The organism is Bradyrhizobium sp. CCBAU 45384 (assembly GCF_028128665.1).
Lineage (GTDB): Bacteria > Pseudomonadota > Alphaproteobacteria > Rhizobiales > Xanthobacteraceae > Bradyrhizobium > Bradyrhizobium manausense.
Genome location: NZ_LBIZ01000119.1, coordinates 636561 through 663498, shown reverse-complemented (window position 1 = coordinate 663498; position 26938 = coordinate 636561). Strand labels below are relative to the sequence as shown.

Here is a 26938-nt window from a genome sequence, read left to right as displayed (position 1 = left end):
GCGCATCGGTGATGACACCGGCGAATTCCGGGTCGACCAGGATGATCTTGGCGCCGCCATGGTCGAGCTGGAAGGCGATGGAGGGCGGATCGAGGCGGACGTTGAGCGCGTTGAGCGCCGCGCCGACCATCGGCACCGAGAAGTGAAGCTCGTTCATGGCCGGAACGTTCGGGAGCATGGCCGCTACCGTATCACCTGCGCCAACACCGTGCCACCGGAGGTACGATGCAAACCGTTTGCAGCGCTCATGAACCTGCGCCCATGTGAAGCTGCGATCTCCGTAAACGGTGCTTGTGAGATCTGGATAGACGGCTGCTGTGCGCGATAGAAAGCTCAACGGCGTCAAAGGCAAGAAATTGGCCGGACACTTATCCAAACCCACGTCATAGGGATTGTGCTTTTCACTCACCAGTCGCTCCCTCCCTGGGCACCAGTCGATTACGCAGCCGCCTGATCGCAAATCAACAATCCATCTGATAGCAGCACGCCCGAGCCTGCAGAATCGGTCGACTGACGTATTGTCGGAGAATGACCCGCAGCGGAAGCTCTGCGACCAGCTGGTTACGAACCGCACGCCGTCCATCGCTTGGATACGAGCGAGCATGGTTGGATCAAGCAAAGGCGTTGCTGAGGTGGTTGGGTGTTGCAGACTGAGGCTGGTCTGCAATTCTCGGATTAGGCTTGCGCTAATTAGCGCCAAGAAGGAGGTAGATAATGGATACGGTCGTTGCTCCATCGTCCTGCAGCTGCTCGTCGGACGACCAACGTGCGGATGAAGTGAAGCATCCTCTTGATCCCCTGACCGCTGCCGAAATTCGAGCCGTCATTGAGATCGTTCGCAAAGATCCACAATATGGCGCCGACTTTCTCTTTGAGACGATCGAGCTTCTCGAACCGGCAAAGACCATCGTTCGTCGGTACAGGTCCGGAGAGCAGATCAACAGAACTGCACGCGTTAATCTGTTTCAAATCAGGCAGGACGGTATCTGGCGGCTAACCGTCTCGCTGACGGAGCAGAGGATCCTCACCTCCAGCTATCTCCCCTCGGCGAAGCCGATGATCCAGCTCGAGCAGTTCACGGCCATCGAAGATGCCGTCCGCGCGGCTCCCGAGTTCATTGCCGCCTGCAAGAAGCGCGGCATCAAGGACATGTCGCTCGTCTGCGTCGATCCGTGGTCGGCGGGAAATTTTGACATTCCGGGCGAGGACGGGCGCTATCTCGCCCACGTCTTCGCATGGGTGCGTCTACGACAGAACGACAATCTCTACGCGCACCCCATCGGCGGCCTGAACGCCGTGGTTGACATCAAGACCTACGAGATTATCCGCGTCGATGACCACGAGATCATCCCGCTTCCGAAGGCGGAGGTGAACTACGAGGCGGAATTCATCAAAAATCCGCGTACGCCCTATAAGCCGCTCAATATCGTTCAGCCCGAGGGGGTTTCGTTCAAGCTCGATGGGCATCGGCTGGAATGGGACCGGTGGTCCGTGCTTGTCGGTTTCAATTCACGCGAGGGCCTAACTCTGCATGATATCAGCTACGATGGACGGCCGATCGCGCACCGCGCGTCGCTGGTGGAAATGGTCGTCCCATACGGCACTACAGAGAAGGGGCATTTCCGGAAGAACGTCTTCGACATCGGCGAGTACGGCATAGGCAAGCTCGCCAATTCGCTGAAGCTCGGCTGCGATTGCCTCGGTGCCATAGCCTATCTCGATGCACATCTCGCAACGATGGACGGCAAAGTGGTCACCATCGAAAACGCGATCTGCATCCATGAGGAGGATGCCGGCCTGCTGTGGAAGCATTGGGACTTCCGCTCTAACAATGTTGAGTCGCGGCGTGCCCGAAGGCTGGTGGTGTCCTGCATCGCGACGGTCGCCAACTACGAATATGGGCTGTTCTGGTACTTCCACACGGACGGCTCGATCCAGTTCGAGCTGAAGGCCACTGGCATCATCAATACGGCCGCGTGCGAGCCGGGCCACCCCGGCAAATACGGCAAGGAAGTCGCCCCCGGCGTCGTCGGTCACATTCACCAGCACATTTTCTGCGCGCGCCTCGACATGAATATCGACGGTGACGAAAACAGTGTCGTCGAGCTCAACACGAAGGCCGATCCCTGGGGGCCGGATAATGCCTATGGCAACGGCTTCTACGAGGAGGAGACGGTTCTCAAGACCGAGCTCGGCGGGTGCCGCCAGGTGAACCCGGCGACGCATCGGGCCTGGAAGATTATCAACCCCAATCGCAAGAACTGGGTTGGAACGCCGACCGGGTACAAGCTCGAGGCCAGTCACCCCGTGACACCATTCATCCATCCGGAATCGCCGTCGGGCAGGCGATCGACTTTTGTCAGGAACCAGCTCTGGGTGACGGCCTTCGATCCGGAAGAGCGATATCCGGCTGGCGAACACATGAACCACTCGGATGGAACGGGAGGTGTCTCCGACTTTGTCAAGAAAAATCGGAATATCGAGAACACGGATATCGTGCTCTGGCACGTCTTCGGTCTTCACCACCAGGTCCGCCCTGAGGACTTTCCCGTTCAACCCTGCATCTTCACCGGATTCAAGCTGATGCCCAGCGGCTTCTTCGATCGCAATCCTGGCATCGATCTCGCGCCCGACACGAACGCCGCGAGTTGTCATGCGCAGGCCGCCGAGTAGGGCGCGGCTCGCCATCCGACCCGTCGCGTTCCAGTTCGTCCGACCGGCATCGAGGGCCGGTCGTGCCTCGTCCTTTGCAAGGACAGCGTGCTTCAGGCCGATTGCCTCCGCGATCGTCGCTTTGGCGATCTTTGCAAGCGCAGCCGCACGCGTCCTCCCCGCGTTGCTGGCCGTCACGATCCAGCAAGATCGGGGCTTCCAGCCCCCCGACGTGTCCTTGCCGATCACGCTCGGCATTGCAGTCTCCGCGAGTGCATCGCCGTTCGCGGCGTACAGCCTCGAACGCTGGGGCGTTCGAGCGCCGTTGATCGGCAGTCTGGCCCTCCTTGCGTTATCGCTTGCATCGACGACGCAGGCGGCGTCACCATGGCATCTCACTGTGGCGTGGGGGTTGGGTGTTGGTTTCAGTGGCTCTTTGAGCGCCGCCCTTCTCGGCGCGATGATCGGGAGTCGTGGCGGCGCGACGCATTGCGGGACACGCTACGGTCTCCTGGCGTCGATGCAGCCGCTGGGATCGGCGGCGGGACTGCTGCTGGCATCGCGCGCGGCCAACGCGCTGGATTGGTGCTTCGTGTTCCAGGCCGCTGCCGTTGGCGTGCTCGCCACGGCGATTGCCGTTGTCCTTGCCCCTATATCCGGTCGAGGAGCCTTGCTGCGAGAGCCCAGGTTCAAGCGGCATGGGGCATCGCGTTCAAAGGAGAAGAACTGGCGCTTCTGGGTTCTTGCCACGATCTTCTGCATCTGCGGCGCGTCGACATCCGGCTTGATCGATGGCCAACTCGGTATGATCTGCATGGGCACGGGCCTCGACCTCACATCGAGCGCCGATGTCATGGCGATTGTCGTGTTCGGCGGTGCGATAGGAAGTGTGGTGAGCGGGCATCTCGCGGACCGGTGCCCCGCGCGAACGGTGCTGGCGCTCTACTTCGTCGTCCGCGCGCTCCTCTTGCTCTGGCTTCCGTTCACCGGCTTCAGCTTGGTCGAATTGGCCCGGTTTGGCGCACTCTATGGTCTTGATGCGGCACTGACGTTCCCTGCACTGGTCAGGCTGATGTCCGGAAATCTAGGCACGCGCCACGTCGGCAGAGCGATGGGCTGGATGACGGTGATGCACCTGGCAGGAGGCGCTATCGCTTCGGCCGGGATCGGCGCCCTCGGCCCCGCAGCCTACGCGGTCGGATTCGCCGGCGTCGGCCTCGCCTGCCTCGTGGCCGCGGGTCTCGTGGTGCTTCTGAAGGATGCGCGTGCGCAAGGCGCGCCATCCAGCTGAAATGGCTGCGGCCGATCAATGGCCAGCGAAGTTCCGAGACCGTCGGGAGGGGGACTCCGCCAGCAGCAGTCCTTCGGACACCGCGAGCGCCGCGAGTCGCGTGCGCGAGTCGCAGCCCATCTTTGCGAGGATGTGCTCGATGTGTGTGGAGACCGTGCGTGGCGACACGAAGAGTTGCTCGGCGATGTTGGGATTTGACGCGCCGCTGGTCACGAGATGCAGGATCTGTATCTCGCGGAGGGAGAGATTGTACGGCCAGCGAATGCATTGTTCTGTGATCAGGAGGATGTTTCCGCGGCAGGGCGTGATCGTAATCTGGTGACAGCGGCCTGCCTCGTCCGGCCAGACGAAGCGTTGAGCGCTGGGCGACTTCGCCTTCTCCAGCACGAGCCGGCGAAGCTCTCCACCTTCGCCGAGATACGGTCCTGGATTACGGTTGGGGAGGTGAAATGCAAACCCGTTCGGGGAGACTGCGATGGCATAGGCGCCGGGTGCCAGTTCATCGGCCAGCAACTGTGGCGTCCTGAGCTGATCGCAGATGTTCAGCAGAATCGGGCGGAAGCGCTCCGTCATCTCACGGTGCTCGTCCTTGGCGTGCGCCTCCTTGGACCAGCTCATGTGGATGGCCCCAATGTAGCGGCCATCCGCGACGCGCAGACACATCGTCGAGCCTTCTCTGAAGCCATCCGGCATCAGGTATTCTTGAGCGGTGAATGTATCCGGCAAATAGAGATTCCAGTCCCGCTTGTAGTCCCGCCAGCGCAGCGAATGCGTGTCTTTCTCGCGAGCGATCGCGTAGGCAGGGCAGGAGTTAGGGAATCCGTCGAGCACGTAGGACATCGTTCTGTCCGTGTACCCGTCGGCGGCAAGAGGGCGATGGGTTCGGGATATCGGGTCCATCGCGATCAGGGCGATCGCCTCGCTCCTAACGAACTCGCGTAAAAGGCGGGTGACCTGCGTGGCCTGATCGATGATCTGATCATTCAGGGCCGCCGCCGGTGTATCGAGCCGCACCGTCGCTGACATCATATGGTCGATCGCTGCCGATTTCACGGTGAGCCTCCAGCTCGTGAAAGATCTTGCCGACGGTTCGTGATCGAATCTTCTTTTTGGCCGCTAACGATCCGTTAGATCGGCGGCACTGCGTAGTGCTTCGCGTCCTCAGCAGAGCAAGGACCGCGCCAACCATTGCGAACTGCCACATGACGATGTGGCCATTCGCTCGGCTGATCTCGACCGTCCCGGATCGAGCCGAGACGGCGAGCTTAAAGCTGCAATTGCATGTTAGAGGCGGTTACTCCTTTAGTCAAAGCAGTGTCACACTCCACCTCATTCAGGGCCAACAATTCTGACGTAAGATGACTCTCAGCGCCGCCGTCTGATGAAAATCTGGGCGTGGCTTGCTGCGCAAGTCGTCACCCTGAGTTCGGTTCGCACCCGCAGCGTAGTCCTCGATCACACCGGTGCCCTCAAGGCCAGCTTCAAAATCGGTCAGCTGACGTATTGCTGAAAATCGGCAGAAAACCGAGGCTCTGATCCATGCGGTTCGGCCGAAACCACCATGTCAGTCCGTGGCGATACGGATCGAGGCCGCTATCACCGGACGGTGCCTGACCGCACCGTCTTAGCCCTAACAGAAATCCGGCCTGGTCTCGGTCGCGATGCCGAGGACCCGCGCGCGATTGCAGGAGAGGTTGCTCGGATGGTTCTCAAACTCACCAGGCGTTCAGTGACCGCGGGCATCGGCGCCGCCATGGCCGCACCGTTCGTTGGACGGACGGCGCTTGCCGCCCAGCCGATCGTTCTCGGAGTTCCCTACTGCCAAACGGCCGCGGCGGGTGTCGCGGATCATCAGGACTTCCTGAACGGGACGACGCTCGCGACGGAGGAGATCAATGCCGCAGGCGGCATCCTCGGCAGACCGCTGAAGCTGTTCACAACGGATATGAACGTTCTGTCGCCGGAATCCTCCAAGCAGGCGCTGGCCGCCTGCGTTGATGCCAAGGTCGACGCGATCTCCTTTGCCTTCACGCTCGTCCCGCTGCCGGCGATGGACGCGACGGTGAAGTACAAATGTCCCTACATCAACGGCAACGCGCAACGCGCGGGCACCTCTGCCGTCAAGGAGCAGCCGGACAAATACAGCCACATCTTCCAGTTCTGTCCGTCCGAGGTGAACTACGGATGGAGCTATGCTCTCTGGCTCGAAGACCAGGAGCAGGGGGGCGCCTGGAAGCCAAAGAACCGCAAGGTTCATATCATTCAGGAGCAGATCGGTTACTGCCAAACGATATCGCGTGCGGCTCAGGAAGCGATCAAGCGGCGCGGCAAGTTCGAAGTCGCCCGTATTACCGATATCCAGTATCCCGTGCAGGACTGGGCACCGGTCATTCGCGAGATGAAGGAGGTCGATGCCGCCGCGATCATGGTGGACCATTGGGTGGCTGCTGAATACGCCGCGTTCTGCAAGCAGTTTGTGGCAAGCCCGGTGCGCGATTCGCTCGTCTATCTCCAGTACGGCCCCTCGCAGCCGGAATTCCTCGAGCTTGCCGGTTCGGCGGCGAACGGCTTCGTCTGGGGCACGACCATGGGCATCTACGGAGACGAAAGGGGGCTCGCCTACAGACAGAAGTACAAGAAGCGTTTCCCCGGCATTGCCGGGCTTGCCTATACCGGCATTGCCTACGATCAGACTTACTATCTCAAGAAGGCTTGGGAAGCGGTCGGCGATCCCCGGAAGTTCAGGGAGGTCTGCGACTGGATCCGCGCCAACCCGCAGCGCGGGGTCTGCGGCCACGTCGATATGGGCAACCCATATCAGGAAGCACTCCATTTCCCGGACAATGGCGGCGACGAATTGCAGGCACGTAAGCTCGAGGCCGGCGTCGCGCAGCTCTACGTCCAGATCCAGGGGGGCGAGCACAAGATCGTCTATCCCGGTCCGGTCTCGGAAACGAAGCTGATCTCTGCGCCGTGGTGGAGCTGATGCTCAGACAGATCTCCCGAAACGGTACGGCTGAACAGGACGGAAAGGCCGCCCTGTTCTCCTGCAGCGGCATCTCGCTCGATCTCGGCGGTCGCGAGATCCTCCGCGATATCAACCTGCATGTTGAGGCCGGGGAGGTGCTGGGCATCATCGGACCGAACGGCGCGGGCAAGACCAGTCTGTTTGAAATCCTGTCTGGCCGTATGCCGCCAAAGAGCGGCTCAGTGTGGTTCAAGGGCGAGAATGTTACGAGCTTGCCGTTGTATTCTCGCTCGCGGCTGGGGATCGGTCGCACGTTCCAGACGCCGGTCGTTCCTGACGAGCTGACCGTCGGCGAGACGTTCAAGGCGGCGCGTCAGGCTCATCGTCCGTTTCTCACGAGGTTCGATGCTGAATATGGCGCCGATCTCGTCGGTCTGAAGATCAGTGACGACACGCCGGCGACGCAGCTCGAGACCTTCAACCGGCGCAAATTGCTGCTGGCCTGCCTTCTGATGCGCCGACCCTCGTTGCTGCTGCTGGATGAGCCGGCGGCCGGCCTGATCAATTCGGAGGTCGACGAGATCGATACCCTGCTGCGGATCCTTGCCAAGGAAATGAACATTGCGATCCTCATCGTCGAGCACCGCATCGAGCTCCTCGGGACGATCGCCGACCGCATTCTGGTGATGGATGCCGGAGAGGTCATTTCCGAGGGACTGATGCACGACGTCATGGCGGATCCGAAGGTTCACGCGGCCTACTTCGAGGATTTCAGCGAAGAGGCCGATACATGAATATCTCCGTGAGCAACCATTTGCCGGGCGCTCCGGCGCGTCAGCCGCAGCGCGAGGTCCTGAACGTCAAGGGACTGTCCGCAGGCTATGGGCCGGTTCGCGTCATCCACGATCTCGACCTCGTCGTTCAGTGTGGGGAGCGGATCGGCATTGTCGGCTTGAACGGCCATGGCAAGTCGACCCTGTTCTATGCAATCGCCGGACTTACCGGCTGGCAGCGCGGTTCGATCAAGCTCAACGGCAGGGAGGTCGGCCGCACGCGAAGCCAAGGGCCGGGGCGCTACACCCACGAGATCGTGCGCGCAGGATTGGCGTTGATTCCTCAAGGCGACGAGATCTTCCATGGCCTGACCGTCGAGGAGCATCTCGATTCCGGGGCCTACACCGCGGCGGCCTGGCGCGATCGCGCTGCGCGCAAGCTCCGCATCCTGGAGATATTTCCACCGTTGCGGAAACTGATGGGCGTACCCGTGGGGCGCCTGTCGGGCGGCGAACGGCGGATGGTATCGATTGGCCGCGGCCTGATGACGGATGCGTCTCTCTTCCTCGTCGACGAGCCATCGCTCGGGCTGGCACCCAAGATCGGCAAGAGCGTGATCAACGCCCTGATGGCCGTCAAGCTCGGGAATGCCGCGATGATCATCGCGGAGCAGAACGTTGCGCTGCTCGAGGGACGGGTCGACCGCGTCATCGGCATGCATGTCGGAAAGCTCAAGGGTGAGGCCTCGGCGGCCCTCGCGTTGAACGTTTATCGAAAGGCGTAAAACGTGGATATCTGGTTCATCGTCAGCAACACCATCGTCCTTGCGTGCATTTACGGCACGCTTGCGATCGGAATTTCGATCACGTGGTCGAGCCTCGGCCTGCTCAACCTTGCTTACGGCTTCATATTTGCATTCGCGGGCTATGGCGCCTGGCTCTTTGCGCAGCATGTCTCGACATCGGGGCCTGCAGTGCTGGCCGCGGGTATCCTCGCAGGCGCGCTCGGGGGAGTGATCATCTGTGCGGTCGGGTTCATACCGATCCACGACAAACCAAACTTCACCATTCGGGGGCTGATTGCGACGCTCGCGATAAATCTGATCGGCACGCAATTCCTGCTCTGGTGGTTCGGCCCGCGATCGAAGAGTCTGCCGGAGATCTTCGGCAACTGGTCGGTGTCCTTGCCGGGCGTGGTCTTAACGGCGGACAAGGTCGGGAACGTGGTGACATCCGTCCTGATATTGGCGGTCGTTCTGAGGTGGATGCAGTCGAGTCGCCGTGGCCTCGAAATCCGCGCCATGATGATGAATCCTCATGCTGCATCCATCGTCGGCATCGGCGTTCGGCGAACATCGTTCTACGTCATGGGCATCACGGGCGGTTTGGCGGGCCTCGCGGCCGTTCTTCTCTCCCAGACGTACTATATCTCGCCGTTCGGCGGACTGATGCCGATGATCAAGGGCGTCAGCATTGCGCTTTGCGGCGGGCTCGGCAGCGTGCGCGGCGCCGTCATCGCCGCGATCGTGCTCGGCCTCAACGAGGCGCTGACGGGCATATCGATCGGCGGCCGCTACGTTCTCATTACCCAGTTCGTCGTGATTATCGTCATCCTCTTGGTCCGTCCGCGCGGCATCGCCGGGCTGCTCGACAAGGCGAGGGAGGCCTGAGCAATGTCAATTGATGGCGGCATCAAGTGGCGCAATCCGCTCTTTGTCTGGGGCGGCAAACGCGACGTCGAAGAGCTCCCGACCATTCCGTTCCACAGCCACCAGGAGGTCTGGCAAAGAACTCGTCGATCGGCGACGAAGCTGAATGCGGTCGGCCGTCTTCGCTACTATTACAAATGGCCAGGCCACGGCGGAACGATGTGGAATCGTCTTCGCTATTGGCCGACACGCCGCCGCGTGCTTCGCCTCCGCGGTGAGTATAACCTAAAGACCTTGCGCGCGGAGAAGACGATCGTCGACAAGCGGCCCATCTGGTGGATGTTGGGGCTTCTTGCGCTGGCGATCGCTCCCCTGTTCACGCCAGGCGATCTGCAGAACACGCTGCTGACGGCGGGAGCCACGTTCGGCATCTATGCTGCTATCAGTCTGTGTTGGATGCTCATCATGGGAACTGCGGGCGTCTTTTCGCTCGCCACCTATGCAGTCGTCGGGGCGGCAGCGTTCGTCACGGCATTGCTTGCCGTCAAGTTCGCATTGCCCTGGTGGTTGTTGCCGCCGCTCGGGGCTCTGGTGGGGCTGATCTTCGGTGGGATCATCGCGCTGCCGGCCACGCGGCTCGACGGATTCTACTATGCGCTTCTCACCCTTGGTCTCAACGAGCTCTGCCGGGTCTACTTCGTGACTTCGAAGGAGTTCGGGTCCGCGAATGGCGGCCTGTACGGTGCCACGACCTACATACCGGAAGACTGGTCGCAGCTGGGTCAGTTGCTCTTGGCGTATTACGCCTGCTTCGGCCTGATGCTGCTGGCTTTGCTGCTTTACCGGTTCGTCAACGGCCGCCGGCTCGGGCGAATCCTGCGCATGGCGCCCGAAAAGCGCGAGGCTTTCGCCGAGGCGACAGGGGTCAACTTTCGCCAGGCGCGCGTCTGGGTGTTCCTCGTCTCGTCGGCGGCGCTGGGGTTCATCGGCGGATTCTACACCTCGAATTTCGGTGGCGTGGCGTTCTCGATCTTCAACTTCGATACCGTGCTGCTCGGCCTCGCCATGTTGGTCATCGGCGGCGTTGGACGTGCCGAAGGCGCGGTGGTCGGCACGCTCATCGTCGTGTTCTTCGACCAGGTGCTGAATACGTGGGGACCGGCCCGTTTCATGATCATCGGGCTCATCATGCTCCTGGTCGTACTCTACCTGCGTAACGGGCTGTTCGGCATCAAGGCGCAGTTCCGTGCCTGGCGCGACAAGAAGAAGAGCGAGCGGCGATCGACGCGAGCGGAAAAGGGCGGCGAGATGCTACCCGAGGAAGCGACCGAAACCGAGGACAAGAGCGTCATCTATCAGCGGCGCCACGACAAGATGACCCGTGACCATCTCAAGACTCTGGTGTCTCCGGAGATCATCGAGGAGCATCGCCACTCCCTCAACGGGCAGCACAGTGAGGCGCTCGAACGGCTGCTGATCTACTTCCGCACCCGCCCCCAGGTGGAGAAGTACGCCATCATGGCCGTGGAGCGCTTCGAAGGATATCGCATCGTCGCTCTATCCGGACATCGTGGCGTAGCGCCGCGTGTGGTGGAGGACCGAATCTACGCGACGCCGGATGAGGCCTGCCACGGCGTCTTCATGCGGCGCGTTCAGGATCTACTGGAGTCCTGATCGCGGAGGAAGCGTTCCGATCTGCGCGGCGGACGCTGGGCCTGTAAAGGAAGGAGTTGGCGGTGACACCGGTCAGACTTTTTGGTTACACGGACAGGATCTCGGTCAAGCCGGGCGAGACCATTCAGTTTCATGTCAGTGCCGAGGGGACGGATACCGCCGAGGCGCAACTGGTGCGCCTGATCCATGGCGATCAGAACCCAGCAGGACCAGGCTTCGTCGAGGAAGAGGTGGCGTGTACTTCGAACGGCAGGTGGCGGGTCGAGCCGCAGTTCACCCAGGTCGGATCGTTTCTCGAGGTCGATGATCCGGAGGGCCGGCTGGCATTTGCAAATAGCTTCACTCTGTTCGCCTTCGTTCACCCGACTTGGCCAGCATCCGGAAAGCGGCAGACCATAATTGGTCGATGGGCCGGCGATCAAAAGCAGGGCTACGGGATCGGCATCGACGAGAAAGGTTATCTGCAGTTCTGGATCGGACGCGGCGAAGAGGTCGAGCGCCTGACCGCTAACGTGCCGCTGCAGGTACAGATGTGGTATTTCGTGGCCGCGACCTTCGACGCCGAGACCCGGCGTGCGACCTTGCACCAGGTCGGTGTCGGCAACAGGTACAACGGCCTGTTAGGCAAGGTCGCCCTGGTGGACTACGAATCCCGCAAATCTGCGGTTTTCCGGAGTACGCCCGGTAGCCTGGACTCGACTCCGTTTCTGATGGCAGGTTCGGCTAGCCGCAACGCGGAGAGGCGGGTCTGCGTGGCTGAGCTCTATTGGGGCAAGATCGACCGGTGCGGTGCATTTGATCAGGTCTTGCAGCCCGCCGAGCTCGACACGATCAGGAGCGGGCTCGTCCCTGCGATGGACAGCCTGGTCGCCTACTGGGATACGAGCGCCGGCTACACCGACCGCGGCATCGGTGACCTCGTGGTCGACGTCGGCCGGCACAAGCTGAATGCCCGAGGATACAATCGGCCCGTTCGCGGCCAGACCGGCTGGAACTGGGACGGCTTCACCGATTGTTTCCGTCTGGCTCCGCAAGAGTTCGGGGGGATCGAGTTTCATGCCGACGCGCTGACGGATTGCAATTGGAAGGCGACCAAGGCCGTCGCCCTGCCGCACGGTCTCAAAAGCGGCTGTTATGCCATGAGGCTGCGATCTGGCTGGGGAAAGAGCGTCAGCGAGGAGCATGTCGTCTTCTTCGTGCGGCCGGGAAGGCCGCGGGCGCGTATTGCATTCCTGTTTCCGACACTCACCTACCTTGCCTTTGCGAACGAGCGCCTGAGCTTCGACCACCCGGAGCGCGAAGCTTTGACGGGACAGTCGGCTGTGTTGTCCGATATCGATATCGAGATGCATATGCGAGACGATTTCGGGCTGTCGACATACGACATGCACGCCGATGGCAATGGCGTGTGCTACAGCTCCTATCACCGTCCGGTCATGAACATGCGGCCGAGGTACAGGATGCCGAGCCTCGATGTGGCTTCGGGATTGGCTGCGGACCTATCGATCATCGCATGGCTGGACCAGAGCGGCTTCGAGTACGAGGTCCTGACCGACGAGGACCTCCATCGCGACGGGTCGGAGGCGTTGTCGCCGTACGCATGCGTTATCAGCGGCTCGCGCCCGGAATATTACACCGAGCGAATGTTGGATGCGACCGAGGACTATATCGCCGGCGGAGGTCGTTACATCTATGCAGGCGGCAACGGGTTCAACGCCACGGCCGGCATTCGCGACGGCGAACCATGGATCATGGAGTGTCGACGTCGCGATGATGGGTACAAGCCGTGGGTGTCCCGCTACGGCGAGCACTACATGGCAACCGACGGGATGCGTGGTGGTCCCTGGAAGGTGCTCGGACGGGCGACCCAGAAGCTGGTCGGCATAGGCCTCAGCAGCTCTGGCGGTGGACGAAGCGAACCGTACCGGAGGATGCCGGACAGCTATCACCGCACCGTGTCCTGGATCACCAAAGGTGTCGATGGCGAGATCATCGGTGACGCCGGTCTTGCCAATGACGGCGCCGCGGGGCTGGCGCTCGACTATTATGACCGCGCTCTGGGCACGCCGCCGCACACCAAGATCATCGCCTCGTCAGGGGGCCACACGGACAGCTTTGTCGTGAACCAGCAGCTCGTCCTCTATTCCTACCTTGGGCTCTATGGGTCGTATGACTGGCGGGTTCATGCCGACATGACCTACTTCACGGCCCCCCATGGCGGTGCCGTGTTTGCATGTGGCTCGGTCGCATTCGCACAATCGCTGCCGATCAACAATTTCAGGAACAGCGCATCCCGCGTGCTGGCGAATGTCGTGGAGGCATTCGCCAGGGACGGCAGGTTGCCCGGGTTCGCCTGGGTCAATGAGGAAAAGCAGTGGGCTTGATGCATCGGTTGGGGGGAGCCGCGTCGGCACGTTCCGCGGCCGTGGGTCACGTCGAACATTTGCAGGTGGAGAGCTGAGGATGCTGCCTCTCGAATACGACAGGTCCGAGGACCGCGACATCATCGTCCGGGATCGTTTCGACGGCTTCCGCCGCGAGTTTCTGCGGACGCTGGTGAACCCCGAGGTCATCGAGGAGCACCGGCAATCGCCTTTGGGACAGCACAGCGAAATGCTCGAGAGACTGTTGATCTATTTTCGTCAACGCCCGCTCGAGCAAAGATATGCGGTCCGGGCCGTCGAGCCGTTCCGGCGGTATCAGGTCGTCAGGCTCTCAGGACGTCGGGGAGTCCCCCCGCGTTTGGTCGATGATGCCGTTTACACGTCGGCGAACGATGCCCGTCACGGCCTGTTCCTGCGCTGCATCCGCGATCTTCTCGAAACCTAGTGCAACACGCCTGCCGGGCAGGGCACCTGGTCCGGCTTTTCGATGGGAAACTCCGCACCATGGCGCAGATCAAGATATTCGGCTACGCAGATAAGATCTCGGTGAAGCCGGGCGACACCATACAATTTCATGTCAGTGCCGACGGCACGTCGACCGCTGAAGCCCATCTCGTGCGCCTGATTCATGGCGACGAGCATCCGCATGGTCCGGGATTCATCGAGGAAGAAATCGATTGCGTCGCCAACGGCACTTGGCAGGTCGAGAAGCAGTTCACGCAGGTCGGTGCCTTCCTCGAGGTGAGGGACCCCAATCGCAAGCTCGCGCTCGACGGCAGCATCACGCTCTGTGCATTCATCTGGCCGACCTGGCCCGATGTCGGGCATCGGCAATGCTTGCTGGGCCGCTGGGACAACGACAGGAATCACGGCTATGGCCTTGGCATCAATCCAAGCGGCAGGCTCGAGTTCTGGGTCGGCTGCGGAAACGAGATCGACTATCTCCAGGCTGAACTGCCCCTGCAGAAGCAGTCCTGGTATTTCGTCGCCGTCACATTCGATGCGCGAAGCGGTCGCGCCACGTTGTACCAGGAAGGGGTCGTGAACCGCTACAACAGCCTGCTCAGCAAAGTCGCGCCGGTCGAATACCGCTCTCATGTGTCGGAGATGTTTCGGTTCAGGCAGAACAACCTGCCTGATACGCCGTTCCTCGTGGCGGGATCGCGCGACTGGCACGCGCTGCGCGGGCATTTCGTCTCGCAGCTGTACTGCGGCAAGATCGATCGTTGTGGTGTGTTCGATCGTCCTTTGGGTCGCGAGGAGCTCGATGCCATCCGCTCAGGCGGGCAGCCCCCATTGGACGGCATGGTCGCATATTGGGACCCCACGAAGGGGTATACCGATCGTGGGATCGGCGATGTCGTAGTCGACATCGGACCGAACCGGCTCGATGCGAAGGGCTACAACAGGCCGGTGCGTGCACAGACCGGCTACAACTGGAACGGCCGCAACGACTGCTTCCGGCTTGCCCCGGATCAATACGGTGGCATCGAGTTTCATGCCGACGCGATGATCGACAGCAATTGGAAGGCCACAAAGACGCTCGAGCTGCCCGAAACGCTGCGCAGCGGAGCCTACGCGATGAGAGTACGCGGCGGCGACGGCGAGGGCCTGGCCGAAGAGTACATCGTTTTCTTCGTTCGGCCCCGCATGCCTACAGCGCGAATTGCTCTGTTGTTTTCCACCGCGACCTACCTGGCCTATGCCAACGAGCGCTTCGCGACAGACGGCCAGATCGTGCAGCCAATGGCGGGCCAGCCGCCGACGATCTCCGAGGTCGATATTGAAATCTACGAAAATCCGGAGTTCGGTGCGGGCTGCTACGACACGCATGCGGATGGCGCTGGCGTCTGCTACACGAGCTACCGTCGCCCGATGGTGAACATGCGGCCGAAATACCGGATCGCCGCATTCGACTTGCCGTGGAATTTTCCGGCAGACCTCTCGATCCTGGCATGGCTGGAGCACAAGGGATACGACTACGACGTATTGACCGACGAAGATGTCCATCTGGAGGGTGTCGCAGCGATGGCGCCCTACGCATGCATTTTGAATTCCACGCATCCGGAATATCATTCCGAGCGCATGCTCGACGCGCATGAGGATTACATCGCCGGCGGCGGGCGCTTTATCTGCATGGGCGCGAACAGCTTCTGCTGCAATGTGGCGTTTCGCGATGACGAACCGTGGATCATGGAGTGCCGCAAGACAGGTGGGCACTGGATTGCCTGGGCGGCGCGGCCGGGCGAATACTACCTCGCCACGACGGGTCAGATGGGTGGAATCTGGACCGGATTTCAGCGCTGGGGGCAGAAGCTGGTCGGCAACACATTTGCCGGCGAGGGCTTCGCCCATAGCCAGCCTTATCGGCGGATGCCCGACAGCTATGATCCTGCGCTCGCTTGGATCACGGAGGGGATCGAAGGCGAGATCATCGGTGATTTCGGCCTGGGCAACGGCGGAGCGGCGGGCATTGAGATCGACTGCTACAAGCTGGGATTCGGCACGCCGCCCAACACCAAGATCATCGCATCCTCGGGAGGGCACCCCGACAACTACATCGCCCACGACGAGGAGGGAGCCCACGCCCACCAAGGATTCAGCGGGACGCACAACTACATCCTGCGGGCCGACATGGTATATTTCGAGGCGCCGAATAATGGCGCGGTGTTTGCAACCGGATCCATCGCGTTCGGAAGTGCCCTTCCTATCAACGGCTTCGAGAACAACATCTCGCAGCTTCTGAGCAACGTGGTGGACGCGTTCGTCAGGCCGGGTCCGTTGCCCGGGTCGAACAGACCTAGGAAGAGCACAGCAGGGCTCGAACGAGTCGCCCCCTAGGAACGACCGGTATGATTGACTTGCACTATGCGCCGACCCCCAACGGCTGGAAGATCTCGATTCTGCTCGAGGAACTGGGGCTGCCATATACCGTCGTGCCGATCGATATTCGCGCTGGTGAACAGTTCACTCCCGAGTTTCTCGCCATCAGCCCGAACAGTCGTATTCCAGCGATTGTTGATCGCGCGCCTGCCGACGATGGCGAGCCCATCTCCGTGTTCGAGACGGGTGCGATCATGATCTACCTGGCCGAGAAGACCGGACGATTTCTGCCAGTGGACGTGCGTGGTCGTACCCGGGTCTTACAATGGCTAATGTGGCAGATGGCCGGTCTTGGACCGATGCTCGGTCAGCACGGTCATTTCCGCCTCTATGCGCCGGAGAAGATCCCCTATGCGATCGATCGTTATCAGCGGGAGGCGACACGATTGTATGGTGTGCTTGACGCCCAATTGGGCAGGACCGGACGCTTCGTCGCCGGCAACGAATACACGATAGCCGACATCGCTTGTTTCCCGTGGACGATGACCCATAAGGCGCAAGGCTTCACACTCGACGACTATCCGAACGTCAAGCGCTGGTATGCGGAAGTCCGCCTGCGGCCGCAAGTCCAGGCCGGGCTTGCGGTCGGCAAATTTGTGAAGGAGCCGTTCTCTGACGAGGCAAGAAAAATCATGTTCGGCGCACCGAAGTCGTGACGGAAGGTTGTGCGACCTCCGGCGAGTGAAAATCAAAAGGCGGTTACGCCGCATTGGATGTCAGTCAAGAAGAGAGTGTATGATCGATGATAGAGTTCTTCTTCGACTGCTCAAGTCCATGGACTTATCTCGCTTTCCACAACATCCAGCGGCTGGCAAAGGAGTGTGGCGAGCCGCTGTCGTGGCGGCCAGTGCTGGCTGGCGGCATCTTCAATGCGGTTAACCCGAGCGTTTATGCCTCGCGCGAAAGTCCGATCGTGCCGAAAGCGCAGTACATGTTGAAGGATCTTGCAGACTGGGCGCGCTCAGCCGGGCTTGCGATCAAGATGCCACCGACGGTTTTTCCGGTGAACAGCGTAAAGGCGATGCGCGGCTGCATCTGGCTCGGAGGCGGGATGGTTCCGTTCGCTACCGCGGTGTTCGAAGCCTATTGGGGCGAGGATAAGGACATCTCCCAGGATGCGGTGCTGACGAACATCTGCAAGAAGGTAGACGTCGACCCTGAGGAGTTTTTTCGGGGGATCAGCGAAGAAGCGGTCAAGAACCAACTCCGGGCCAACACTGACGAGGTGATCGCTCGCGGCGGCTTCGGATCGCCGACAATGTTCGTTGACAAGACCGATATGTATTTTGGCAACGATCGCCTGCCGCTGGTCCGTGAGTTGCTGGAGCGCCGGATGGCACAGAGCCATTCGGCCTGCAACAGTGCTCCCTGAGCCGGAGACCTGCGCAGCAGCCCTTGGTTTCGGTGATCCGCGGCGGTCAATGTTGCGCTCCATGTCGAGCGCCCAATCTCACCGTCCTTACGACGACGAAGGTCTCTGACATATTCTTACGGCGGACCTGGCCGCGCCAGTTTCCGGAAGGCCGCGCACACTCCCCAATTCGGTCGCTCGTATGTGCGCGCCCACACATGAGGTGGCGCAGGCCGGTCAATTCGTCGGCCCGTCGCCGCGAATGGCGAACGTCGTCGCCTTCAGCTTAGTCATGCCGAACCTGTCAAACAGCTTGTCGTAGGTGCCGTCGGCCCGGATCGCGGTCAGCGCATCTGCGGCGGCCTGTGCGAGCAGCTTGTCACGGAAAGCAAAGGTGATGTCGGTGCCGGCGATGTCGCGAACCCAGATCTTGGCAATGCCCTTCTGCTCCAGCGAGTTTGCGGTCTCGTTGATATTCAGCGCGGCCTCGAGCTGGCCAGCGCGCAGCGCTGCCGAGGTCGCGGTTACCGTGGTGAAGGTGCGCAGATCGATCGGCTTGAGACCCTTGGCCTCCATGGCCGTGCTGAACTCACGCGCCTTGCGCTCGGTGTAAGTCGCCGATTCCACCCCGACCACGCGGCCAGCGAGATCCTCGAATTTCTCGAGCTTCAGGCTGGAGGAGGGGTCGGTGTAGATGCTGATCGCCTGCTGCGCGTAAGGCACGAGGTAGAGCATCTTCGAACGCTCCTCGGTCCAGAACAGGCCGGTGTTGATGGCGTCGAAGCGGCCCGAGCGCAGCGCCGGGATCATGGGCGGGAAGTCCATGCGCAGGAACACCGGCTCGACGCAGATGCGCTTGGCGATCTCGCGGGCGAGCTCGACGTTGAGGCCCTGCAACTCGCCCTTGTCGTCGACGAATTGTTGCGGCGGCAAGGTCGGGTTGATCGACATCCGCCATTTGGGCGCTTCGATCAGGCTCGACGCCGGCACTTTCGGCGTGCAGGTCTGGGCACCGACGGCCTGGGTCAGGCCGACCAGAAGGGCGAGGGCGGAGAAGGTTTCTGGAAGTCGCATCGAGGTACTCCTGTCAATCGTGGGTGGCAGTTGAGCCGTCTCCGGTCCGAGGCTTCGTCGTTGTCACGTGGCAGCCGGCACGCCGCGATCGGCTTGCCGGGTCAGGATCAGCGAGATGTGGCGCGCCGCAGTCACGACCTCGTCGCGCTGGTTGAGCAGGTCGAGCGCCTCCACGACGATTCCTCGTTCAGGATTTTTGGTCGGCCGCTTCTCGACGAAGCGGAAACGAACGCGCAGGCTGTCGCCGGCAACGATTGGCCCCTTGAATTTCACCTCGTCCCAGCCAAGCGAGGCCACCGAGGTCTCCTCGTACAGCCTCAGCTCCGACTTCAGCCCCTCCATCAGCGACAGGCCGAACAGGCCGTGGCCGATCACGGCAGGAAACCCGCGCGAACGCGCATAGGCGCCGTCGATATGGAGCGGGTGGTGATCGCGCGTGACGTCGGCGAAGACTGCGATGTCAGCCTCGGTCACGGTGTGCACGGCGGTCTCGAACTCCGCGCCGAGCGCGATGTCCTCGTAACGGAGATTGATCGGTGCGCTCGTGTCCATGGTGATCCTCAGGCGACCTTGCGCGGCCGCGCTGGCAGGGCGTTGAAGGCTTGCGCGATTCCCATCGGCCCGGAGCGGAAGATGCGCGGGTCCATGTCCTTCAATTGCGGGCTGATGCGCGGGCGAAAGCCCATATGAGCGAGGATGTCCTCCTCCAGGCGCACGCCCGGCGCGATCTCGGTCAACGTCACGTGGCCGTTCTCCAGCTCGAACACGGCGCGCTCGGTGACGTAGCTGACGTGCTGGCCGCGCTGCGCGGCGAACGAGGCGCTGAAGCTGATCTGGCCGACCTGCGGGACGAATTTGCGGAAGGCGCCGTCGCGCCGGATGGCGAGGCGGCCGTTCTCGACACCGATGTCGAACTTGCCGCCGGTCATGGTGCCGCTGAAGATCAGCCGCTTCGCATTCTGGGTGATGTCGATGAAGCCACCGGAGCCGTCGCGTCGCTCGCCGAAGCGGGTGACGTTGACGTTGCCGGCTTCATCCACCTCAGCGAAGGACAGGAAGGCGCAGGACAATCCGCCGCCGTCGTAGAAGTCGAACTGATAGGCCTGGTCGAGAATGACGCGCGGATTGATCGCGGTGCCGAATTCTCGCGCATGGCCGGGTACGCCACCGACCACGCCCGCTTCCACCGTCAGCGTGATCAGATCCGAAATACCTTCCTCGGCCGCGACATTGGGGATCATGGCGGAGATGCCGACGCCGAGATTGACGACGTCGCGCGGCCGTAGCTCGAAGGCGGCGCGGCGCGCGATCACACGCCGCTCGGTGAGCGCATCGGGCGTGATCATCGCCACCGGGACGCGCGTCTCGCCGCAGCGCGCCGGATCGTAGACGGTGCCGTAGGTCTGCATCTGCTCGGGCTCGAGCACGACGTGGTCGATCAGGAAGCCGGGGATCTTCACCATCTGCGGATGAATCGAGCCGCGCTTCACGATGCGCTTGACCTGGCAGATCACGGTGCCGCCGGCATTGTGCACGGCCTGCGCGATCGAGAGATCCTCGCGCGTCGTGCCCTCGTGCTCCATGCTGATATAGCCGTCCTCGTCGGCCGAGGTGCCGCGGATGATGGCGACGTCGGGCGGGGCGGGAACGCGGTAGAGCAGCCAGGACTGGCCGTGCAACTCGAGCAGGTCGACCAGCGCCGCGGTGGTGCGCTTGTTCATGCGTCCGCCGTCCTGGCGCGGGTCCATATAGGTGTTGAGGCCGACATGGGTGAGCACGCCCGGATGTTTCGCCGCCATGGCGCGGCAAAGTTGGCTCATCACGCCCTGCGGGAAATTGTAGGCGTCGATCAATTCGTCGCGGACGAGCCGCATGAACGGCACCTGAAGACCGAAATTGCCGCCGATCACCCGCGCGATCAGGCCTTCATGGGCGAGATGGCAGAGGCCCTTCTCGGTCACGGCGCCGACGCCGGTGATGTTGATCAGCGTGAGCCCATGCGGGCCCTGGCCGCCAAGGAAGCGCTGCTCCAGCGCGTCGAGGATCGCTTCGGCTGCCCCCGTGCCGCCATTGCCGCCGACAATTAACGTATCGGCGTCGCGGATCAAACTTGCGGCCTCTGCCGCGGTGATGATGCTTAGCATGAGCGCAGATGTCCTATCACGCGGCGTCCTTCTCGACCTGCCGCGCGATGATCAGCCGCTGGATCTGGTTAGTGCCTTCGTAGATCTGGGCGAGACGCACGTCGCGGAACAGCCGCTCGATGCGGTACTCGCGCGAATAGCCGTTGCCGCCGTGAATCTGCAGGGCGTTGGAGACGTGTTTCATCGCCATATCTGTCGTAAACAGTTTTGCCTGCGCCGCCTCCTTGGCGATTGGCTCGCCGGCATCGTGCAAGCGGGCGGCGTGGTGGATCAGGAGACGCGCGGCGGCGATGTCGGTCGACATGTCGGCGAGCATGAACTGCACCGCCTGGAAGCCGATGATGGCCTGGCCGAACTGCTTGCGGTCCTTGGCATAAGCGGTGGCGTCCTCGAACGCGGCCTGCGCCATGCCAAGCGCCATCGAGGCCATCATTAGCCGGCTGAAGTTGAAATTGCTCATGGCCATTTTGAAGGCCTGGTTCTCCGGCCCCATCACGCTGTCCGAGGGTAGGCGCACATCGGAGAACGTGATCTGGCAATCGTCGAGGCCGTGCATGCCGAGCAGCTCCTCGTTCTTGCCGCGGGCGATGCCGGGCAGGGCGCCGTCGACGAGGAGGCATGAGATGGAACGGTGGCCTGCCTCGCTGCCGGTGCGCGCGAACACCATGATGCGGTCAGCGACGCCGCCGAGCGTGACCCACGCCTTGGTGCCGTTGAGCCGCCAGCCATTGCCCTCGCGCACCGCGTTGGTGCGGATGCTAGCTACGTCGGAGCCGTGGTCGGGCTCTGAGACGGCGGTGGCGGGAATGATGTCGCCGCTCAGGATCTTCGGGATCAGCGCCTTGTGCGCCTCGGTGCCGTGATGGTCGAAGAACAGCACGGCCTCGACCGGGATCGCGAAGGCGTTGGCCACCGCACCGGAGCAGCGCGCCAGTTCCTCCATTGCGATGCAGGCCGCGACCGCATCGAGCCCGGCGCCGCCGGCGCCTTCACGCAGGCAGATGCCGAACAGGCCGAGATCGGCCATGCTTTTGTAGAGTGCGCGGTCGAAACGGTCCTCGCGGTCGATCGCAGCGGCGCGCGGCAGGATCTCCGCCTCTGCGAAGCGGCGGGCGGTGTCGCGGAGTGCTTTCTGGTCCTGGCTGTAGAAGCGGTCCATGGCGTGCTCCCGTCAGTCGCTGGCGAGTTTGGAATCGTGGGACACTTCGCTGCGGTCTCGGTCGATGAAATAGACCGCGACGTCGTCGCCGGGCACGCCATAGGCGCTGGACACGGCGCGGGTCAGCGCGATGGCGGCGGCGCGCCGCTCGGCCTCGCTGCGGCGGAAGGCGTGGACCTTGAGCAAGATGCGCTGGCCGGTGGCGGGAGCGCCGAACGTGCCGGCATGAGCGTAGTCGTCGGGTGCAATGTTCAGGAAATAGAGCGTGACCGTATCCGCGGTGACGCCGAACGCCGACATCAGGCCGTCCGTCACCGACCGCGCCAGCGCGGCCTTGCGCTGGTTTGGAACTTTCTGGGCGAGTACTTCGACATAGGGCATCGGTCAGGCCTTCGCGGATTTGGCCGCAGACGGTTTGGATGAAGAGGATTTGGACTTGGCGGATTTAGCTGGGGCGGGGGCGTCGATCTGGCGGCAGGAATCGCGCTTGATCAGTCGGGCGCCGACGCGATATTCGCGCACCCCGTCATTGCCGTTGCCCTTGACGTCCATGCGATGCAGCAGCCGGTCGACGGCGAGATTGGCAAGATCCCGCGCGCCGTTGTCGACAATGCTGATCGCCGGGCGATGCCATTCGAACCACGGCATGTCTTCATAACAGAGCAGCGAGAGATCGTCGGGAATAGCGATGTTTCGCTCCGCCGTCACCCGCAGCACGCCGAGCGTTGCCTCATGATTGGCAACGAAGATCGCGCTCGGCGGCCGGGGGAGATCGAGCAGCTTGCGGGCGTAGGTCGCGCCAGTCTCCGGGACGTAGTGGCCGGCATGAATCAATGTGTCGTCCCTGGCGATGCCGGCCTCACGCAGGGCGCGGACATAGCCGGACAATCGTTCGCGGCCCGACGTCGTGTCCTGGCGGCCGACGATCAGCCCGATCCGCTTGTGCCCGAGCTCGATCAGGTGGCGCGTGCCCAGATAGGCGCCTTGCGGATCGTCGGCGAGCACGGTCTCGAGATCGGTCGCGTCGTCGCGCCGCACCAGGCAGACGATGGGCACGTCCTTGGAGAGCGTCTTGAGCTGCGCGCCGTTCTTGCCCGTGGGCACCACGATCAGCCCGTCGATGCGGTGATCGACCAGCGTGGTGAGGGTGTCGCTCTCGGCTTGCGGATCGTCGCCGCCGATGCACAGAAGCATCTGGTAACCCAGCGCCTTCAGGCGTACCTGCACCACTTCGGCCATCACCTGGAACGAGGCGTTGGTGAGATTGTGCACCAGCAGCGCCACGAGCCGCGACTGTCCGGTCTTGAGGCCGCGCGCAATCGGGTTCGGCCGGTAGCCGAGCTCGCGCGCGATGCGCGCCAGACGCTGCTGCGTGCGTTCGCTGGTCAGGCCGGTTCCCGTCAGCGCTCGGGAAGCAGTGCTGACCGAAACGCGGGCCGCCAGTGCCACATCTTTGAGCGTGACGCTCATCAAACCTGCCGATAGACTGCAAACGATTGCAGAAACGCTATGAGCTTATTCCTCGCGGATCAAGCTCAAAAAATGGATGGTGTTGCCCAATGCAGAGCCAATTATGCAAACGATTGCATAAATCGTGCGGATATTCAGCAGGCGGCGCCTATCCTCCGAATCCACCTGAGCACCCGGCAGCTCCCTGATGAAGACGTTCCGCGGCACCTACACCGTTATGATCACGCCGTTCACCGCAGCGGGCGAGGTCGACGTGACGGCACTGCGCGCCTTCGTCGACTGGCAGATTGCGGCGGGCATTCATGGGTTGATCCCGCTCGGCTCGACCGGCGAGTTCCTGTCCATGGACGATGACGAGAAGATGCTGGTTGCGGAGGTCGTCATCCGCCAGGCCGCAGGCCGGGTGCCGGTGCTGATCGGCACCGGGGCAGAAGATACGCGCGAAGTGGTGCGCCTCAGCCGCCGTGCCGAAAAACTGGGCGCCGACGGCGTGATGATCATTCCGCCGTTCTATTCGACGCCGACCGACGACGAGCTCGTGCACCACTACAAGACGGTGGCGGATGCGATCTCGCTGCCGATCATGGTCTACAACAATCCGGCGACCGCCAATGTCGATCTCAAGCCGCAGCTGGTGGCGCGCATCGCCGAGATCGACAACTGTCTCTATATCAAGGAGTCGACGCTGGAGGTAACGCGCGTGCGCGACATCATCCGCCTCTGCGGTGACAGGATGACCGTGTTCGGCGGCATCCTCGGCTTCGAATCCTTCGTCGAGGGCGCGCAGGGCTGGGTGGCGGTGGCCTCCAACGTGGTCCCGACGGAAATGGCCCGCATCTTCAGCCTCGTCGCCGACCACGGCGCGATTAAGGAAGCGCACGAGCTCTATCTCAGATACCTGCCGGTAATCGAATTCGTCGGCGGCCAGGCCTACGTCGCCGGCAGCAAGGCGCTGCTCAACCACATGGGTTTTGCAGCCGGCTACCCGCGCCCGCCGCGTCTGCCGCTGCCGGCAGCACAGGATGCGGCCGCGCGCGCCCTGGTCAAGACGTTCGATCTCGCGTGGCGCGGCGCGCCGGTTGCGGCTGCTTGAATGAGGTGAACGGATGAACCTGCTCGACGGCGTCAAGATCCTCAGCTTCAATCACTATCTCGCAGGCCCGTTGGCGGCGCAGACGCTGGCCGATCTCGGCGCCGACGTCATCGCAGTCGAGCCGATCGAGGGCGCGTTCCAGCGCAACTGGGCGGTTGCCAACCACTTCGTCGCGGGCGACAGCGTCAATCATCTGGCCACGGGGCGTAACAAGCGCAGCCTCGCCGTCGATCTCAAGCATCCCGATGGCATAGCCGCGGTGAAGAAGCTGGTCGCGACCGCCGATGTCGTGATGGAGAATTTCCGGCCAGGCACGATGGCCAAGCTCGGCCTCGGCTACGACACACTCAAGGCGATCAACCCCGGTTTGATCTATGCGGTCGCCACCGGCTTCGGATCGGAGGGGCCGTACAAAGATCGTCCCGGTCAGGACCTGCTGCTTCAGGCGATGTCGGGCCTTGCAATGCGGACGGGGCGTGCCGATGGCGAACCGACGGCGGTCGGTGCCGTCATTGTCGATCAGCATGCCGCCTCGCTCTATGCGATGAGTATTCTCGCGGCGCTGTTCGCGCGGACGAAGTCCGGCAAGGGGCAGCTCGTCGAGGTCAACCTCTATCAGGCCGCGCTCGATCTCCAGGTCGAGCCGCTGACCGCCTGGCTGAATGGCGCGCCGTCGCCGACGCCCCGCGGGCCGGCCGGCATCGCGGCGTGGTTCAGCCCCGGTCCCTATGGCATTCACGCGACGGCAGACGGCCATATGGCAATCTCGATGGCCTCGCCCAAGGCGCTCGCGGTCGCGCTCGACAGCGAAGAGCTGAAGCAGTTCGGGGAGAGTGACAGTTTCTCGAAGCGCGAGGAGATCACGCGGATCGTTGCCGCGCGGTTGAAGCGGAAGCCGACGGCGGAATGGCTGCCCGCGCTGGAAGCCGCGCGGGTTTGGCACGCGCCCGTGCAGGATTATCGCGACCTGGTCTCCGATCCCCAGCTCAATCATCTCGGCGCGTTCAAGAGCGCCGAGAGCGCGGGGGGCGCGCCGATCCGAATGGTCGCGCATCCCGCGCGATATGACGGCGAAACGCCGGAGGTGAGATTAGTGCCGCAGCGACTGGGCGCCCAGACCCGCGAGGTGCTTGGCGAGATCGGCTACGGCGCGGCGGAGATCGACGCGATGGTCATCAGCAAGGCTGTGGGAGTGGCGTGATGATCGATTTCTCGCTGCCTGAGGAGACCCGCCTTTTGGTCGACACCGTCCGCCGTTTCGTCGAGACGGAGGTGCAGCCGCTCGAAGATATTGTCGAACAGACAGCCAAAGTGCCGGCGGATGCGCTGGCGGTGACCAAGGCCAAGGCGCAGAAGCTCGGCCTTTACGCCATGAACATGCCGGCCGATGTCGGCGGCGGCGGGCTGTCTTGCGTCGAGCATTGCCTGGTCGAGGAGGAATTCGGCAAGACCTCGGACGCGCTGATCCGCCGGGTGTTCGGCCAGGTCTATCCGATGCTGATGGCGTGCAAGGGCGATCAAGTCGAGCGCTATCTGCTGCCGACGGTGAAGGGCGACAAGATCTGCGCCATGGCGATCACCGAGCCGGGCGCCGGCTCAGACGCGGCGTCGATCAGCACGACCGCTCAGCTCGACGGCGATCAGTGGGTCCTCAACGGCACCAAGCATTTCATCAGCGACGGCGACATTGCCGACTACGTGATCCTGATGGCGCTGACCGACAAGGAGAAGCGGGCGCGGGGCGGCATCACGCTGTTCCTGGTCGATCGAGCTACGGCCGGCTTCAAGGTCGCGCGCATCCAGCCGATGATGGGCCATCGCGGCTATGGCCATGCCGAGCTGAGCTTCGAGAACTGCCGCATTCCCAAGGCGGCCGTGCTCGGCGAGATCGGCGGCGGCTTCAAGCTGATCATGCAGAGCGTGCTGCAGATCCGGCTCGCCCATATCGGCGCCCGCGCCGTCGGCATGGCGCAGCGCGCGCTGGAGATGATGCGCAAGCACGCCGGCGAGCGTCGCCAGTTCGGCCAGCTGATCGGCGACTTCCAGATGGTGCAGAAGCTGATCGCCGATTCCGCCACCGAGATCTTTGGCGTCAAGATGATGGTGCTGAACGCCGCCTGGGACATCGACCAGGGCCGGGATGCGCGCGACAAGGTCTCGATGATCAAGGTCGCGGCCTCCGAGATGCAGGGCCGCGTGGTCGACCGCGCCATCCAGGTGTTCGGCGGCATGGGATTCAGCAAGGATCTGCCGCTGGAGCGCATGTATCGCGACGCCCGCGTCACCCGCATCTACGACGGCACCTCCGAAATCCACCGCATGCTGGTTGCGCGCAGCACCATCAAGAACGGCTTGCAGCTCTAGGAAGCGTTT

At 62.5% G+C, this 26938-nt stretch carries 23 protein-coding genes; 15 read left to right on the top strand and 8 right to left on the bottom strand.

The annotated features are described in order from the left end of the window. On the bottom strand, positions 1 to 409 hold a 409-nt coding region (locus XH80_RS39705; RefSeq protein WP_271603314.1), incomplete at its 3' end, for an AMP-binding protein. 305 nt (positions 410 to 714) lie between these two features. On the opposite strand from XH80_RS39705, the gene XH80_RS39700 reads away from it, so the two are divergent. After that, positions 715 to 2673, top strand: coding sequence for a primary-amine oxidase (locus tag XH80_RS39700; RefSeq protein WP_271603313.1), 1959 nt, complete (start codon positions 715 to 717; stop codon positions 2671 to 2673). A 121-nt stretch (positions 2674 to 2794) separates the two neighbouring features. Next, entirely contained in the window at positions 2795 to 3943 is a 1149-nt protein-coding gene (locus XH80_RS39695) for an MFS transporter (protein ID WP_271603312.1), read from the top strand. A 15-nt stretch (positions 3944 to 3958) separates the two neighbouring features. On the opposite strand, the gene XH80_RS39690 is transcribed toward XH80_RS39695, so the two are convergent. After that, positions 3959 to 4996 (bottom strand): response regulator transcription factor, encoded by a 1038-nt coding sequence (locus tag XH80_RS39690; protein ID WP_271603311.1) that lies wholly within the window; start codon positions 4994 to 4996, stop codon positions 3959 to 3961. A gap of 649 nt (positions 4997 to 5645) precedes the next feature. Between XH80_RS39690 and XH80_RS39685 the strand changes: the two genes are divergently transcribed. From XH80_RS39685 to XH80_RS39640, 10 genes are all read left to right on the top strand, one after another. Further along, a complete protein-coding gene (locus tag XH80_RS39685) occupies positions 5646 to 6929 on the top strand; it encodes an ABC transporter substrate-binding protein (RefSeq protein ID WP_271603310.1) in 1284 nt (427 codons plus the stop codon). After that, positions 6917 to 7705, top strand: coding sequence for an ABC transporter ATP-binding protein (locus XH80_RS39680; RefSeq protein WP_271603309.1), 789 nt, complete (start codon positions 6917 to 6919; stop codon positions 7703 to 7705). Before XH80_RS39685 ends, XH80_RS39680 begins: the two co-directional genes overlap by 13 nt. Next, complete coding sequence (locus XH80_RS39675) at positions 7702 to 8469, top strand: ABC transporter ATP-binding protein (protein WP_220001781.1); 768 nt, start codon at positions 7702 to 7704, stop codon at positions 8467 to 8469. The genes XH80_RS39680 and XH80_RS39675 overlap by 4 nt, the downstream gene beginning before the upstream one ends. 3 nt (positions 8470 to 8472) lie before the next feature. Beyond that, on the top strand, positions 8473 to 9354 hold the full coding sequence (locus tag XH80_RS39670) for a branched-chain amino acid ABC transporter permease (protein WP_271603308.1): 882 nt from the start codon (positions 8473 to 8475) through the stop codon (positions 9352 to 9354). Positions 9355 to 9357: 3 nt separating this feature from the next. Further along, positions 9358 to 11007 carry a branched-chain amino acid ABC transporter permease gene (locus XH80_RS39665; protein WP_271603307.1) on the top strand — a complete coding sequence of 550 codons (1650 nt, stop codon included), beginning with the start codon at positions 9358 to 9360 and terminating at the stop codon, positions 11005 to 11007. Positions 11008 to 11069: 62 nt separating this feature from the next. After that, positions 11070 to 13391, top strand: a complete 2322-nt coding sequence (locus XH80_RS39660; RefSeq protein ID WP_271603306.1) for a N,N-dimethylformamidase beta subunit family domain-containing protein — start codon at positions 11070 to 11072, stop codon at positions 13389 to 13391. Between the two features lie 79 nt (positions 13392 to 13470). Beyond that, positions 13471 to 13836, top strand: a complete 366-nt coding sequence (locus XH80_RS39655) for a hypothetical protein (protein WP_271603305.1) — start codon at positions 13471 to 13473, stop codon at positions 13834 to 13836. Between the two features lie 59 nt (positions 13837 to 13895). After that, entirely contained in the window at positions 13896 to 16232 is a 2337-nt protein-coding gene (locus XH80_RS39650) for a N,N-dimethylformamidase beta subunit family domain-containing protein (RefSeq protein WP_271603304.1), read from the top strand. A gap of 11 nt (positions 16233 to 16243) precedes the next feature. Then, the gene (locus XH80_RS39645; RefSeq protein WP_271603303.1) at positions 16244 to 16930 is read left to right on the top strand and encodes a glutathione binding-like protein; all 687 of its coding nucleotides are present in this window, start codon (positions 16244 to 16246) and stop codon (positions 16928 to 16930) included. An 86-nt stretch (positions 16931 to 17016) separates the two neighbouring features. Beyond that, positions 17017 to 17646 (top strand): 2-hydroxychromene-2-carboxylate isomerase, encoded by a 630-nt coding sequence (locus XH80_RS39640; protein WP_271603302.1) that lies wholly within the window; start codon positions 17017 to 17019, stop codon positions 17644 to 17646. Between the two features lie 216 nt (positions 17647 to 17862). Here the strand turns inward: XH80_RS39640 and XH80_RS39635 are convergent, their stop codons facing one another. The 6 genes from XH80_RS39635 to XH80_RS39610 all read right to left on the bottom strand — a co-directional run bounded on the left by XH80_RS39635 (position 17863) and on the right by XH80_RS39610 (position 23472). Beyond that, positions 17863 to 18699: a transporter substrate-binding domain-containing protein gene (locus tag XH80_RS39635; RefSeq protein ID WP_271603301.1), complete on the bottom strand. Its 837-nt coding sequence runs from the start codon at positions 18697 to 18699 to the stop codon at positions 17863 to 17865. Positions 18700 to 18762: 63 nt separating this feature from the next. Then, positions 18763 to 19251 carry a MaoC family dehydratase gene (locus XH80_RS39630; protein WP_271603300.1) on the bottom strand — a complete coding sequence of 163 codons (489 nt, stop codon included), beginning with the start codon at positions 19249 to 19251 and terminating at the stop codon, positions 18763 to 18765. Between the two features lie 8 nt (positions 19252 to 19259). Next, positions 19260 to 20843 (bottom strand): acyl CoA:acetate/3-ketoacid CoA transferase, encoded by a 1584-nt coding sequence (locus XH80_RS39625; protein WP_271603299.1) that lies wholly within the window; start codon positions 20841 to 20843, stop codon positions 19260 to 19262. Between the two features lie 16 nt (positions 20844 to 20859). Further along, on the bottom strand, positions 20860 to 22002 hold the full coding sequence (locus XH80_RS39620; protein WP_271603298.1) for an acyl-CoA dehydrogenase family protein: 1143 nt from the start codon (positions 22000 to 22002) through the stop codon (positions 20860 to 20862). A gap of 12 nt (positions 22003 to 22014) precedes the next feature. After that, positions 22015 to 22383, bottom strand: coding sequence for a tautomerase family protein (locus tag XH80_RS39615; protein WP_271603297.1), 369 nt, complete (start codon positions 22381 to 22383; stop codon positions 22015 to 22017). Between the two features lie 3 nt (positions 22384 to 22386). After that, positions 22387 to 23472, bottom strand: a complete 1086-nt coding sequence (locus XH80_RS39610) for a LacI family DNA-binding transcriptional regulator (protein WP_271603296.1) — start codon at positions 23470 to 23472, stop codon at positions 22387 to 22389. A 184-nt stretch (positions 23473 to 23656) separates the two neighbouring features. On the opposite strand from XH80_RS39610, the gene dapA reads away from it, so the two are divergent. The 3 genes from dapA to XH80_RS39595 are packed head-to-tail and all read left to right on the top strand — an operon-like array spanning position 23657 to position 26929. Next, positions 23657 to 24565, top strand: coding sequence for a 4-hydroxy-tetrahydrodipicolinate synthase (gene dapA / locus XH80_RS39605; RefSeq protein ID WP_271603335.1), 909 nt, complete (start codon positions 23657 to 23659; stop codon positions 24563 to 24565). Between the two features lie 13 nt (positions 24566 to 24578). Further along, a complete protein-coding gene (locus tag XH80_RS39600; protein ID WP_271603295.1) occupies positions 24579 to 25766 on the top strand; it encodes a CaiB/BaiF CoA transferase family protein in 1188 nt (395 codons plus the stop codon). After that, entirely contained in the window at positions 25766 to 26929 is a 1164-nt protein-coding gene (locus XH80_RS39595; RefSeq protein ID WP_271603294.1) for an acyl-CoA dehydrogenase family protein, read from the top strand. Before XH80_RS39600 ends, XH80_RS39595 begins: the two co-directional genes overlap by 1 nt. The last annotated feature ends 9 nt before the right edge of the window (positions 26930 to 26938 follow it).

Bases quoted from the DNA above. Each gene is read 5' to 3' on its own strand.
- XH80_RS39700 (WP_271603313.1), top strand. From the start codon at position 715: ATGGATACGGTCGTTGCTCCATCGTCCTGCAGCTGCTCGTCGGACGAC.
- XH80_RS39685 (WP_271603310.1), top strand. From the start codon at position 5,646: ATGGTTCTCAAACTCACCAGGCGTTCAGTGACCGCGGGCATCGGCGCC.
- XH80_RS39675 (WP_220001781.1), top strand. From the start codon at position 7,702: ATGAATATCTCCGTGAGCAACCATTTGCCGGGCGCTCCGGCGCGTCAG.
- XH80_RS39665 (WP_271603307.1), top strand. From the start codon at position 9,358: ATGTCAATTGATGGCGGCATCAAGTGGCGCAATCCGCTCTTTGTCTGG.
- XH80_RS39655 (WP_271603305.1), top strand. From the start codon at position 13,471: ATGCTGCCTCTCGAATACGACAGGTCCGAGGACCGCGACATCATCGTC.
- XH80_RS39650 (WP_271603304.1), top strand. From the start codon at position 13,896: ATGGCGCAGATCAAGATATTCGGCTACGCAGATAAGATCTCGGTGAAG.
- XH80_RS39645 (WP_271603303.1), top strand. From the start codon at position 16,244: ATGATTGACTTGCACTATGCGCCGACCCCCAACGGCTGGAAGATCTCG.
- XH80_RS39640 (WP_271603302.1), top strand. From the start codon at position 17,017: ATGATAGAGTTCTTCTTCGACTGCTCAAGTCCATGGACTTATCTCGCT.
- XH80_RS39635 (WP_271603301.1), bottom strand. From the start codon at position 18,699: ATGCGACTTCCAGAAACCTTCTCCGCCCTCGCCCTTCTGGTCGGCCTG.
- XH80_RS39630 (WP_271603300.1), bottom strand. From the start codon at position 19,251: ATGGACACGAGCGCACCGATCAATCTCCGTTACGAGGACATCGCGCTC.
- XH80_RS39625 (WP_271603299.1), bottom strand. From the start codon at position 20,843: ATGCTAAGCATCATCACCGCGGCAGAGGCCGCAAGTTTGATCCGCGAC.
- XH80_RS39620 (WP_271603298.1), bottom strand. From the start codon at position 22,002: ATGGACCGCTTCTACAGCCAGGACCAGAAAGCACTCCGCGACACCGCC.
- XH80_RS39615 (WP_271603297.1), bottom strand. From the start codon at position 22,383: ATGCCCTATGTCGAAGTACTCGCCCAGAAAGTTCCAAACCAGCGCAAG.
- XH80_RS39610 (WP_271603296.1), bottom strand. From the start codon at position 23,472: ATGAGCGTCACGCTCAAAGATGTGGCACTGGCGGCCCGCGTTTCGGTC.
- XH80_RS39600 (WP_271603295.1), top strand. From the start codon at position 24,579: ATGAACCTGCTCGACGGCGTCAAGATCCTCAGCTTCAATCACTATCTC.
- XH80_RS39595 (WP_271603294.1), top strand. From the start codon at position 25,766: ATGATCGATTTCTCGCTGCCTGAGGAGACCCGCCTTTTGGTCGACACC.